Raw genomic sequence first — 11521 nt, 5'->3', positions numbered from 1 at the left:
TCCGAACCAGTCGGATGTTCCAGCCCCTAATCCGCCACCTCCGCCTCGATGGCAGAACGAACGACGTCGTCAAATCCTGAAAATGCCCGACCCTCGATGAAGATGAGCGGAAAAAGCTCGAACCGCTCCGAGACACCCTCGCTTGCTGCATATCTCGCCCGGTAGGTCTCCAGCATGGGCAGGAAATTGCGCTCGCCCACCAGATGCTCCTCGACCGGATAATCGAGACTGGCAATAAACGCAGCAGCCTCGCGGCACATCGGGCCCTCACCATTGTGAAACATCACGAGCTTGTCTCCGACCTCGGGCAAATCCGCGATTTCCTCAAGCGGAACCGCTGGCTGCGGCTCAAGGTATTGCAGGTCGCGGTTTTCCGGAATCCGGGCAAGGGGCCGCTTGATGACGGTCACCGCCTTCACCCAGGCATCGAAGGGTCGCCAGGCAAGTCCCGGTTCAGCGAGCGCCGCCTCGTAGACCTCCCAGTAGCCGGCCTTGGTGCCGCCAATATGCGGGTGCGAGACCAGGATCATGCTATCGGGATGCCTGGCGATACTTTCGGCAAAGACCTGTGCGAAATCGGCTTCGGTCGCGCCACGCGAAAACAGACTGATGTCGCAGAGCGATCCGCGACCGAGTTCTCCGAACGCCACGTTCGACACTTCTATCAGGCCGACATCATATTCCTCGGGCCGATAGATCACAGCGCGGACATCCTCGGTGCCACGCGCCAGAACGTAGGGAACGCCCAGATCCTCGGCCGCGCGCAGGGTGTTCTCGTCATACGAGGAATAGGAACAGGCGAAGATCCGCATTGGGTGACCAGTCAGGTCTTCCATGTAGGACTTGACCTCGTGCATGGCCGCACGCTGTTCCTCGTAAGGCTTGTCCCAACAGATGCCGGAATACCCACCAATGATTTCGTGCCCTGTAGCGGCCAGGCGGCGAAATATCTCTGGATAGGCTTCCAGCACGGGGTTTGAGGCCTTGACCATCGCGGTCAACCCGCGCTCGCGAAGCTCCAGTTCCCACCGCAGCAAGCCATCGATGGGTTCCTCGGTATCGGTGTTGATCAAGTAGACCAACCCGTTGATCGGTGTGATCTCATCAGCGGCCAATCCTGTGGCCAACAGACTACTCGCGACGGCCAATGACGCCAGAATCCGGCTTGTCGGTTTCATGCAAACACCTTGTTTTGTGTTACGTTCGTTTCCGAGGCTGTGGCCATTGCAGGGAGGTTTCATTGACGGGGATCATCCGTTGGCCATTGGTGCATCGGATGCGTGGAATTTTGCCAATGCAGCAAGGTCAACTGGGCGGGAATCCATCCCAGTTGACGGCTGACAATGTCGCGAATCTACGAAATTCCATACTCCACCGGATTCCGCTTTCAGAGGAGGCAACGCGATGACGAGATTCGATGACGGTGCAACACCTAAGGTGGACGAGCAACTGGTCCTCGCGCCTGAGAGCACACCTTGGCATCTTTACCCAATGCAGGGAGCCGAATATCAGGATTACCGAAACGCTGCCGACGATCTGCTCGGCCCGTATCCCGAACGGACGGTTGAAACCTTTCACGATCTTGGACTGAGCGACGACGAGATTGCCCAATACTTCGGAACCTCGCTGCGCAGGATCAAGCGCTTGTCGGAGGGCAGCAAGCGATCGGACCGCTCCCCCAGCCTCCGCGACGTCGCAAAGCTGGTGCGGGCGAAGCTCTTTGACGGGACAATTTGAGAATTGGACCTGTCGCGTTTTGTGTCGGCCTAGTGGCTCGTTTAGGCCATTTTCCGTTCGAAAGCGACGGGGCTTTCCAGCCCAATGCCAAGTGACGGCGGCGCGGATTATAGACGCCGTTGATGTATTCGCAGATGGCCCTCGAGCCACAATACCATATTCGCAATCATGGCAATTTCCCTTGCTGCTTATCGCAACCTGAAAGCCGTGTTCGCGCAGGATCTTCTGATAGCCGTGCGAATAATAGTGACCGGCTTCAGCCGGTCACTGCGACACAGTGTAGAACTTTGGGTTTAAGGGACTGTGTTGATGGCCAAGCCGCTACCGATGGACGCGCAAAAGACATCGCCGATTTGGAGGGGATGGAAACGTGGTGCGCCGATGGCAAACATTGTACGCGCTGCGGATTGGGGTGGCCAAACCCTTGATTTCATGTTGTCTGTGTGGCGCGATCTGGCCACTTTTCGGCAATTCGCCCAGCTCGCAGCATAATTCTGTCCGAAGCGAAGCTACTCGCAAGCCGTGTGAAAAACTGCAACAAAACCCTCCGATACTCCCCAGCGTATTCAGCCGGGGCAAGCTTGCACATGCGTCAGTTCTGAGTGGCAATCAACAAAATGGACCATTTATGCAGCGCAGAGGGCTCACCCTGTCAGGGCCAAGGGTAGGCCGACGGTGTGTATCCCTCTGTGGCAAGATGCTCCACCACATCGCGACGGATATCAACCACATTACTCGTCGTCTTCTGCCGTAATTGTACGAGCTCGTCCGCATCGAAAGGGACAAAGTCCGCTGGCTTGGATTGACCGGCCCAGACATCAATGATGAAGTTCAGCAGCGCCGCTGTATCGGCATCCGACAGACCATCGCCGCGCACGTTCGGGACGTTGACCAGATAGGCCCGCCCCTCAGGCGAGCCGGCGAAATATCCGATCGAATCCACGAAATCTGGAATCCCCGCCTGTGGCAGGCCCCTGCCATCGGCCATGTGGCAGCCAATGCACTTCAGGACATAGTTGGTGGCAGTGCCACGTTGCGGTCCCGGCATGGTTTTGTCGATGTCGGCAAGGATGATACCGGGTAGAATGGTCAGAAGACCGCACAAAAAGAACGATCTGAACTTCACGGTGCCACCCTCTCTCTTATCTTGATTAAGGCCGCGTGGTCGGGCGGCGCTTCGCGTAAGGTCCCCAGTTCCTCAGGAGACAGCTTTGGGTTTATATCGTTTAGGTCGCCCAGAACGTAATTCGTGATGGCGAGGACTTCTGCGTCGGTCAGCCAGACATGCGATGGCATGACAAGACCAACATATTCCATGTCGTTTGCGGTAATGCGCCCGGTCAGCCCCGAAAGCAGTACACCGCTTAGATAGATGGGAGCCTCTTCGCCAAGGCGCGCGAAGAGCTCGCGATGTGCCAGAGGAGGAGCCAGTCCGGGGGCGCCGACGCCTGCCTTCTGATGGCAGGCTGCGCAGTTTGTATCGAAGAGAGCTGCCCCCGCGTTTTGGTCCTGTGCGCTGGCGGAAACCGCAAGCGCGCTCAGGCAGACGACGAACATTGCCCTGACGTCGTTGATCATTCTGCAAGCCCCACCACAATGGCCAGCGTACAATGAATGCTGTTGTCGGTATTTGCCAGACACCAGCTTGATTCCGAGGCAAGGCCCATACGATACCCCGGCATATCGCCTTCCTGACGCGAGCAGCCGTCGGTCTCACAGCCGCCGGTGCCGCAGCAGTCGTTGTAGCTGACCAGATAATCCTTGTTGTCATTGGGGTTGCGACAGGTGCCGACCCAGGCAACCTTGGACGGGGTAGATCCGGGTGGGCATTGCGTGACGGTGCCGCCGCAATGGCTGCACAGCCCGCCGTGCAGCGAACAATAGCGCCAGTATTCACAGTCCTCGGGCAATTCCTCGGGCTCGCCGAAGCCGCGCGCCATGGCGGCGCCGCCGAACGTATCAAAGGGCAGCATCGGCAAAACGGTGCCACCGACCAATGCCCATCCGGCGCGGCTGAGGAATGACCGACGTCCGGCTCGATGGGCGATCCCGCGTGACGTATTCTCGACCCGCGTGTCGAGCCAGCCGGAGAATTGGGAGATGAGGTTTTTCACAGGGTGTCTCCTTTGCGTGATGACGATCAATGTGCGGGCTGCACATCTTGGGTGGACAGGTAGGACTGGATCGAGGGGGTCTTGAGATCGAGCGCATTGAACAGGCTGTCGAACTGTTCGCGGCTGTTGATCAGGCCCTTGGCGCGGATCACCCCGTGCTGATCCAGCAGCACGGCATAGGGCAGCCGCGCCACCCGGTAGCCCAGCCCCAGTTCGGTCGAAACCACATAGGGATAGTCCTGCAGCTTGGCCGATGTGATGAACCTGTCATGCTGCGCCAGATCGCCGCCATCCGAGGCCAGCACCACCTCAAGCCACGCCCCTTCGGCCTTGCGGATGTGATTGACGATCGGCAGCAGCTTCTTGCAGACCGGGCAGGTCGGCGACAGGAAGAAGACGAGCGTACTTCTGTCGGCACGCGGGCCGATGGTGACCATGCCGCCCGTGCGGCTTTCAAGGGTGAATTGCGGCGATGCCATGCCGACCTGTGGGCCGGCATCGTTCACCAAAGCCCCCATCGGGGCGACCCGTTCGAATAGGATGCCGATTTGCCGCCCCATGGCGAGCAGGCCGAAAGCGAGGCCAAGGATCATGACGAACATGGCCACATTCAAAAAGACGAGTGCAGTCATTTTATTCTCTTTTCAGATGGTTGCAGCATCAGATCGTACGCTGCGCAAGCGCGGCGTTGGACAGGATGCGATCGACGATAAGCAAGGTGAGGGTCAGCATTGCACCCACCGCAATCGCGGCAAGCGCGGCACCGGGTGCGCGTGAGGCCACTGGTGCGACCGCCGAAAGCCCCGCGATCACTGCCAGAACGATGTTGCGCAGCACCAGCGGTGTGCCAAGTGGTTGCGCCGCGCCTCCGCAGCCGCATTCCACCGTGGTGCGACCCCGAAGGACATTGATGCCCATCGCCAGCGCGTAAAGCAGGAACAACCCCGCTCCCAATGCAAGCGCGGGGGCCATGACGCCCGGCGTCACCGTTCCGATCACCACCGCCACCTCGGTCAGCACCAATGCGGCGGCGGCAGGACCGATCAGTGCCACGGGCAGGATGCGGTAATCGGCGACAAAGCCCGTGAACTCGGTGAACTCGGTCAGTTTGTGAAAGGCCGCGCGGGCGAAGATCAGGGCAATGCTTGTCGCCCCCGCCATGCCAAGCAGTGAGAAAGACTGTTCCATGTGTCTCACTCGGCCCCCGGCGCCATGTCGATCACTGCCGCGAAGCCCGTGCCGGTGGTTGCCGCCTTGCGGCGCAGTGCGAATTGTGCTTCGGGGATAGCCTCGTAGAGAACGATCTCATCCTCTTGAAGGCTCAGCGAATACAGTAACGGCGTCTCGGCGTCAGAGACGAAAACCGACGACAATCCCTTGCCCTGTGACCGGAACAGAAGCTTGCGCGCCTTCAGGTCATAGGCCCAGATCTCGGACGAGGCGTGATAATGCGCGCCCGGCTCTTCGATTTCCTTCATCGCCATGAACAGGACGCCATGCGCCTCATTGATCGTGAAGGGGTTGTAACCGCCAGGGGCCCAGTTCAGATCGGCACCGAACGAGGGGATGGTCTCGACCAGTTTTACCGTGCCGCCCTCATCTGACAGATGTACGATCGCGCCGCTGTAGGTGATGAAATAAAGGTCCCCTTCGTAGCGGTCGAAGGTCAGATAAAGGGGGTCTTTGTTCGGATCGAAGACGGGGGTGCTACGGCTTGTGGTAAAGGTCTTGCCTGTCTCGTCCAGCGTCACACTCATGAACGCGCCATCGGCACAAATGGTTGAAAAGCCGGACCCCTCCAATGTCGGATAGATGCCAAAGCAACCTGGCGTCGGCACCTCGACCGCAAAACTGGAGGCGGCCAGATCCACCACCGTCACCGATGTCGCCGGGGTCGAATTCTGGATGAACAAAAAGCGTTCGTCCGCGCTCAGCCGCGTCAGCGACTGATTGGTGGTATATTGTGCGATCTGCGTGGGCAGAACAATTTCCTCGCGCACGCTGAGCGTTGGAATATCGAACACGGTCAGCACATCCGTGCGCGGACCGCGCACCATCCGGGCCTGAAAGTTGGAGGCGTAATAGGCGGTCTGCCCATCGCGCGAGATCGCCGAATGGGCCTGAAGGCCCGCCGCCATCGTGCCTTTAAAGGCCAGATCATCGGCCCCATAGACCTTGATCGCGCTGGCCTTGTCCCAGCCTTGGCTGTTCACAAAGACATTCGGGCCGGGCGCGATGGCCGCGAGCGCGGTCGGGGTTTCGAATTCAAAGGGCGGATGGCTGGGCTCGTCCTGGGCCAGGGCGGCGCGGGAAACGAGGCTGGTGAACAGCAAAAGCCCAAAGGCAAGTTTTTGAGTCATTGAGATCTCCATGCAGATCAATGTTGCTCGACCTTGCATCTTCACTGCAGCGCGGCGAAAGCCAGATTTTCCCGTAAATTTCGCCTGCGTTTTGTGCAGTTTGCAAAGGGGGCCATATTCCGGGCCTGTTGTGCGGTGTCCAATCTTGCTGAGCTGCACCGCCCAAACAACGGTAACGCAGCTCTACCAAATTGGATGAATGCAATGACCGCGCCTTGCCTGACCTATTCCGTCAGAACCTTTTTCGATGCGACAGAACAGGAAGCGGGGCTTCCGGGCTGGGAACAGCGCTACATGCGCACCCACGGCGGCAGTTTTGAGGGCAGCGTGGCGCAGGTCAGCCTTGGGCCGGTCACCATTTCCGAAGAACGCAGCAGCATCGGCATGTTGCAATGGAGTGCTCCACCTCCCGGCAAGATCATCATCGCCTTTGTCGCCTCGAACCAGAAGCTTGGCTTCAATGGCATGGCCGTCGCTGATTGTCTGATGTTGCAGCGCGGGGGGAGTGAGATCCTCTGCCACAGCAACGCCTCGCTTCCCGAAAGAGGCATGATGATCGAGGTCGACGAGACGGCCGTTGATCTCCCACCGGGGCTGTTCAGGAGGGCAGCCATTGTCACATGCCCGTCCAGCAGGCAGATTCTGGATATTTCACGCTACTTCGAGCAAATCCTGCAATCGGCGCCCACGACCATGCGGATCGCGCCGGCGATCCTGCAGCAGGAGATTGTAGAAATCCTCATGGATAAGGTGCAGTACTTGGTCGATCAATTCAAACAAAACGAATGCCGCCTCTTAGGCGACCGAACTTCCGCCGCCGATATACTGTTGCGCGCCGAGAGCTTCTTTGTTGAAAATGAGCCTGAGGACATCACCATCCAATCGCTATGCGAAGGGCTGGCTATCAATCAGCTCACCTTGCGCAACGCTTTTGCTGAACTTCTGTCGATGACGCCGCGCGAGTGGCTCATTGCACGAAAGCTCGATATCGGACACAGGTTGTTGTCGGGTGGCACGATCACGACGACGCAACTGGCCCTGGCAAGCGGTTTCGGGCATCTGGGCCGCTTCTCGACCTACTATAGAAAAATTTACGGAGATCTGCCCTCCACCAAACGTGTTGAACGGCTTCGGGCCTACTGATCTGTTGATTCCGCTGAGAAGTGACCCATGTGAACACATTGCCGTGACGGTTCTGGTCACGGCATCACTGCCGAAATGCCAGAGGATCTGATCGAGCGCGCCCTGCACGGGGAGGGCAACGCTTCAAGATGCTCGACCAGATCGTCCTGCCGCCGCTCCGCCTCACGGCGGATGACCGTGTGTCATTGCGTTGATGTGCCGACCGTCAAGCCGCCCCGGAAACGGGCGAGTGACCTCACAGGATCCCGACGGGGATGCCCGATCACAGTCCTGGCCTCTCGGATTGATGCCCGGGCATTCTTGGCAATGAGGGCATCATAAAGAGCGCAAATCCAGAAGAGCGCAAATCCGGTTATTGTCGGCATCGATGCGCATAAGGCACCGCATGTGGCTGTTGCGATCGATATGCAAGGCGCCCGCTTGGCGGCGCTGTCCATTCCGACCAATCCGAAGGGCTATTTGGAGTTGGCGCGTTGGTCGTGCCCTTTGTGAAGGTTTTGGCATTTGGACTCGAAGGGACTGGCTCCTGGGATTTCGGGGTCTTTGTTGGCTCAAGGCCACAATGTGGTTGAGGTCACGCGGCCAAATCGTCAGTAGCGATACGCGCCATGCAAATTTGAAGATTGCACGCGATACAGCTGTTAAATCACGTTCACAGGAGATGGTGACTTTGAAGGTGTTGATCATCAGCGCACCTGCCGATCTTCGTGACGTGCTGGATCAAGTCCGAGGGAAAGTTGCCTTGATTCAGCATATTGCAGCCTTCAGGCGACGCAGATACATCGCGCGTGATGCCAAAAGGCAGGACGTGTTTGACGACATCGAGATATTCTATAACCCAGACCGCAAGCACACGAACAACGGTATGCCGTCGCCCGTTGACCATGAAATCAAACACCAGAGAATGAACGAGGCAGGCGTCTAGGAAACTAGGGGGCACCTCACTTCTTTACTGCCTAAACGCTCCATGATCCGTTCGAAAGCCGGGGTACAGCATATTCACGGCCGACGCGGTTTGGCATGATCCGCGAGGCAAGTAAAATCAGACACCGCCCCTGATCAGGTCAAACCATCCGTGGACCAATGGCCAGATCGAACAAATGAACCGCACGATCCAGAAGGCGACAGTGACGCGAATTTATTATGTCGGTCATGGTCAGATGCGAACACATCCGCAAGATCTGGCTTCAGAGCCAGATCGTTTCATTCTAAATCTGCCCCACAAATGCCGGGACTGAACAGTCAGGATCAGGTTTCCTTGATGAACACCGTGTAAATCGCCGAAAAGCGTCACGCCGGTAGGCATCGCAGTCTGTGCAGGGGCGCAAGCGATGCCGGGGCCAATGCGATTTGGGACAAGTGGCGCTGATAGGTTGACGGATGCGGACCTGACATTCGACGTCACCTATGGGTAGGGCATTTCGCACATCACAACGCCCGGCAAGATTGCCGATGTGTCCGTCCTGCTGGCAGGGGCAAAGCACCTCTGACTTTTAGCCGACCGAAGACACCGACAAGTGCAGGCGGGATCGGTCCGTCAGGAAGGTTGCCACATAATATTCGATAGGATGCCCGTCTTCGTTCACACAGACGGATTCGACCTTAAGCGCCGCCTTGCCAGCCTCGACTCCCAGCAATTCGGCGTCTGCCGCCGATAGGGATACGGCCTCAATCCAGCGGTCTGCACGCACGAGGCGGACCCCGAACTGCCGGTTGATCGTGTCGTACAAAGACCGGTTTTCAAGCTGAATTCGTTCCAGCCCCGGAACGGATTCCTGCAGCATTGCCCACCTGACGATCATGCGCGGTACGGATTCGACCGACATGACGCGATCAACCACCACGATCGGGTGGGTGGGGTCGATCCGCAACATCCGGCTGATCCGGGGTGTTGGGTGGGTGACTTCCTGGCGCAATATCCTACGGGTGACGTCCTGTTTCTTTTCCGCCATCTCGCCGCTGAACCCCATGGTGGTTCCGACGAAATTCTGTTCATCGCGGCGACCACGCACAAAGGCCCCCTTGCCCTGAAGGCGATAAATCAGACCTTCGTTCACCATCTGTGAAAGGGCTTCGCGGACGACCGTGCGGGACACGCCAAAGGATTTGCACAGCTCACTTTCCGAAGGCAGGCGATCATGTTCCTTCAGGCCGTCCTCACGGATCAGCGTCGTCAGTGTGGCCTTGACCTGAGACCAAAGCGGCATGGCAGTGCCGCGTTCGATGCGGTCAATTCTACCTTGCAATGTCTCGGTCTTGCTATCGGGCAAAGGCACGTGCCTCCATTGATCATCAGGTCACAGCGAACCTCGTATAGTGGCGCGGTGGCGATCCCGCAACAGTTGAGTGGTTTGCTTGATCTCTGCGGTGCGGTGGTCATCAGTCCACCCCAGAGCTGCGGCAGCCACTTCTGCAAGTTCGTTGATCCCGTTCTCGTTCAGGGCCCCTTCGAACCCCATCAACGTCCGGCGCTGCACGATATCATCAAGACGCGTGACGCGCTCTTGCGTGCAGATCAGGGAAATTTCCGCCGGGCTGTAATCACGGATAGACACGAACTGACGGGGGTCGGCGCATTCTGCTTTTGCGACGGCGCTTGCGCGCGCGCCATAGCGCTGCGCAAGCATGGCGCACCGCTCAGGCGTCAGGCCGGTATCCCTGGCCAGGCGGTTGGCCCATGCCTGACGGTCCGCGGCATCAAAGGGATACCCGGCGGCCCCACCAATCGCGCGATCCGCAGTGCTGGCTTGGCGCGGCAGGTTCTGCCGCTGCAAGACGACATCGCTCACCTGCTCGGCAAAGGCGCGATAGGTCGTCCACTTTCCGCCGACCAGGGTTAGCGTGTCAAACGGGCGGTCCGCCGTTGCGGGAAAGCTATCAAGCCGGTGATCGCGGCTGATCGCGCCCGTGACCCCGGCCTCTTGCAGGGGCAAGGGGCGCACACCGGCAATGGTAAAAATGATGTCTTCGCGCCGCAATTCCTCATTGGGCATAATCGGGCGCAACACTTTGAACAGGTAATCAATCTCGGCATCGGTGCAGAAATTGTCGCCCGGATCGTCGCTGCGAATGTCCGTGGTGCCAAGGAACACCCGATCCTCGCCCATCGGGTAGATCAGACAGGCGCGGTGGTCGTCGGTTTCGAAATAGAGCATCTTGCCGTTCATCTTCTGCGCCAAAACGGGCTGCTTCAGCACCAAATGCGACCCGCGGGTGCCGCCCATCAAGCGACCGGAAAACCCAAGGCCGGATTGCACCTCGTCCACCCATGCGCCAGAGGCGTTGATGACGAGGCGCGGCGCGACATCAAAGGTTTCACCACTCGCCATATCGCGCAGGGTGACACGACCGTTTTCCTGACCGATGGCCTTGAGGTAGGGAACCGCGAGGCTTTCGGGGCACTCGGCTTCGGCATCGGCCACAAGTTCCATTACAAGTCGTTCGGGATGGGTGATGCGCGCATCGTAATACTCAGCCACGGCACGAATGTCCGGCGCAAGCACCGGCATTTCGGCGCGGGCCTGTCGTCTGGTCAACAAACGGTGGTCGGGCATGGTCTGTTGTGTGCGGCCGAAGGCATCATATAGCATCAGGCCAAGTTTGACGGGGATCGCACCCTTGCGGCCCGGCGTCCGTGTCAGTTTCAGAAAACGGGCGATCGCCCCGAACGTGCCGCCAAGCCAACTTCGCAAGGGCACCCAGACCGGCAGAGGTTGCACGATATGACACGCGTTTTTCAGCAGCAGATTGCGTTCAGTCAGGGATTCACGCACCAGCGCGGCCTCGCCTGTTTCCAGATAACGTAGGCCGCCATGGATAAGGCGCGAGGGCGCGGCGCTGGTGCCGGATGAAAAATCCCCCGCCTCGACCAGAAGTGCGGGGACGTTCTGCGCCGCCAGATCTCGGAAAGTCCCGACGCCGTTGATTCCCCCGCCAATGATCAGAATGTCAGGCAACGCTTCGGTGCGAAGCCTTTCAATCATCTCTTCTCGTCTGCGCATCCGCCTCTCCTTCTCGCATTGCCTTGCTACACGCCTCAACAGGCATAGCATGTAATAACAAGTGAATATAGCCCGCCTGACCGCGCGTCAATTGTGCAAATACAACGCAAAAAGGGTATTATATACGACCTTTGTCTCCCTTCTTGTCGAACACAAGGGCAATTGA

Annotated in this window: 13 protein-coding genes and 1 pseudogene; 5 read left to right on the top strand and 9 right to left on the bottom strand. The window is 58.6% G+C overall.

Going from position 1 to position 11521, the window contains the following annotated elements; all coding sequences use genetic code 11:
• Positions 1 to 26 precede the first annotated feature (26 nt).
• Positions 27 to 1178: a polysaccharide deacetylase family protein gene (locus tag C8029_RS08630; RefSeq protein WP_193217623.1), complete on the bottom strand. Its 1152-nt coding sequence runs from the start codon at positions 1176 to 1178 to the stop codon at positions 27 to 29.
• 226 nt (positions 1179 to 1404) lie between these two features.
• On the opposite strand from C8029_RS08630, the gene C8029_RS08625 reads away from it, so the two are divergent.
• Entirely contained in the window at positions 1405 to 1737 is a 333-nt protein-coding gene (locus C8029_RS08625) for a hypothetical protein (RefSeq protein WP_152002736.1), read from the top strand.
• 309 nt (positions 1738 to 2046) lie between these two features.
• The gene (locus tag C8029_RS08615; protein WP_152002735.1) at positions 2047 to 2229 is read left to right on the top strand and encodes a hypothetical protein; all 183 of its coding nucleotides are present in this window, start codon (positions 2047 to 2049) and stop codon (positions 2227 to 2229) included.
• Positions 2230 to 2389: 160 nt separating this feature from the next.
• On the opposite strand, the gene C8029_RS08610 is transcribed toward C8029_RS08615, so the two are convergent.
• Genes C8029_RS08610 through C8029_RS08585 form a run of 6 tightly spaced genes read right to left on the bottom strand, consistent with a single transcriptional unit; the run spans position 2390 to position 6211 of the window.
• Complete coding sequence (locus tag C8029_RS08610; protein WP_009570254.1) at positions 2390 to 2863, bottom strand: c-type cytochrome; 474 nt, start codon at positions 2861 to 2863, stop codon at positions 2390 to 2392.
• Entirely contained in the window at positions 2860 to 3315 is a 456-nt protein-coding gene (locus tag C8029_RS08605) for a cytochrome c (RefSeq protein WP_152002734.1), read from the bottom strand. Before C8029_RS08605 ends, C8029_RS08610 begins: the two co-directional genes overlap by 4 nt.
• A complete protein-coding gene (locus C8029_RS08600) occupies positions 3312 to 3851 on the bottom strand; it encodes a methylamine dehydrogenase light chain (RefSeq protein WP_152002733.1) in 540 nt (179 codons plus the stop codon). The genes C8029_RS08605 and C8029_RS08600 overlap by 4 nt, the downstream gene beginning before the upstream one ends.
• Positions 3852 to 3877: 26 nt before the next feature.
• Complete coding sequence (locus C8029_RS08595; protein WP_009570251.1) at positions 3878 to 4483, bottom strand: thioredoxin domain-containing protein; 606 nt, start codon at positions 4481 to 4483, stop codon at positions 3878 to 3880.
• 28 nt (positions 4484 to 4511) lie between these two features.
• A complete protein-coding gene (locus C8029_RS08590; protein ID WP_152002732.1) occupies positions 4512 to 5039 on the bottom strand; it encodes a MauE/DoxX family redox-associated membrane protein in 528 nt (175 codons plus the stop codon).
• 5 nt (positions 5040 to 5044) lie between these two features.
• Positions 5045 to 6211, bottom strand: coding sequence for an amine dehydrogenase large subunit (locus C8029_RS08585; protein ID WP_193217622.1), 1167 nt, complete (start codon positions 6209 to 6211; stop codon positions 5045 to 5047).
• 204 nt (positions 6212 to 6415) lie between these two features.
• On the opposite strand from C8029_RS08585, the gene C8029_RS08580 reads away from it, so the two are divergent.
• The 3 genes and pseudogenes from C8029_RS08580 to C8029_RS22355 all read left to right on the top strand — a co-directional run.
• Positions 6416 to 7354: a helix-turn-helix domain-containing protein gene (locus C8029_RS08580; protein WP_009570248.1), complete on the top strand. Its 939-nt coding sequence runs from the start codon at positions 6416 to 6418 to the stop codon at positions 7352 to 7354.
• A 670-nt stretch (positions 7355 to 8024) separates the two neighbouring features.
• On the top strand, positions 8025 to 8279 hold the full coding sequence (locus C8029_RS22360) for a hypothetical protein (protein WP_226946286.1): 255 nt from the start codon (positions 8025 to 8027) through the stop codon (positions 8277 to 8279).
• A gap of 130 nt (positions 8280 to 8409) precedes the next feature.
• Positions 8410 to 8535: pseudogene (locus C8029_RS22355) on the top strand (IS481 family transposase); the annotation flags it as partial.
• A 312-nt stretch (positions 8536 to 8847) separates the two neighbouring features.
• Here the strand turns inward: C8029_RS22355 and C8029_RS08570 are convergent.
• Together C8029_RS08570 and C8029_RS08565 are read right to left on the bottom strand one after the other, a co-directional pair.
• Positions 8848 to 9630 (bottom strand): GntR family transcriptional regulator, encoded by a 783-nt coding sequence (locus C8029_RS08570; RefSeq protein WP_226946285.1) that lies wholly within the window; start codon positions 9628 to 9630, stop codon positions 8848 to 8850.
• Between the two features lie 21 nt (positions 9631 to 9651).
• A complete protein-coding gene (locus C8029_RS08565) occupies positions 9652 to 11355 on the bottom strand; it encodes a glycerol-3-phosphate dehydrogenase/oxidase (protein ID WP_152002730.1) in 1704 nt (567 codons plus the stop codon).
• Positions 11356 to 11521: the final 166 nt, after the last annotated feature.

The organism is Roseobacter sp. TSBP12 (assembly GCF_009129705.1).
Classification (GTDB): Bacteria; Pseudomonadota; Alphaproteobacteria; order Rhodobacterales; family Rhodobacteraceae; genus Celeribacter; species Celeribacter baekdonensis_A.
The sequence above is the reverse complement of the archived record's forward strand: the minus strand, read 5'-3'. Positions and strand labels throughout refer to the sequence as shown.

Excerpts from the sequence above, each read along its gene's own strand:
- C8029_RS08580 (WP_009570248.1), top strand. The coding sequence starts at position 6,416 with ATGACCGCGCCTTGCCTGACCTATTCCGTCAGAACCTTTTTCGATGCG.
- C8029_RS08615 (WP_152002735.1), top strand. The coding sequence starts at position 2,047 with ATGGCCAAGCCGCTACCGATGGACGCGCAAAAGACATCGCCGATTTGG.
- C8029_RS08565 (WP_152002730.1), bottom strand. The coding sequence starts at position 11,355 with ATGCGCAGACGAGAAGAGATGATTGAAAGGCTTCGCACCGAAGCGTTG.
- C8029_RS08625 (WP_152002736.1), top strand. The coding sequence starts at position 1,405 with ATGACGAGATTCGATGACGGTGCAACACCTAAGGTGGACGAGCAACTG.
- C8029_RS08630 (WP_193217623.1), bottom strand. The coding sequence starts at position 1,178 with ATGAAACCGACAAGCCGGATTCTGGCGTCATTGGCCGTCGCGAGTAGT.
- C8029_RS08585 (WP_193217622.1), bottom strand. The coding sequence starts at position 6,211 with ATGACTCAAAAACTTGCCTTTGGGCTTTTGCTGTTCACCAGCCTCGTT.
- C8029_RS08590 (WP_152002732.1), bottom strand. The coding sequence starts at position 5,039 with ATGGAACAGTCTTTCTCACTGCTTGGCATGGCGGGGGCGACAAGCATT.
- C8029_RS08605 (WP_152002734.1), bottom strand. The coding sequence starts at position 3,315 with ATGATCAACGACGTCAGGGCAATGTTCGTCGTCTGCCTGAGCGCGCTT.
- C8029_RS08595 (WP_009570251.1), bottom strand. The coding sequence starts at position 4,483 with ATGACTGCACTCGTCTTTTTGAATGTGGCCATGTTCGTCATGATCCTT.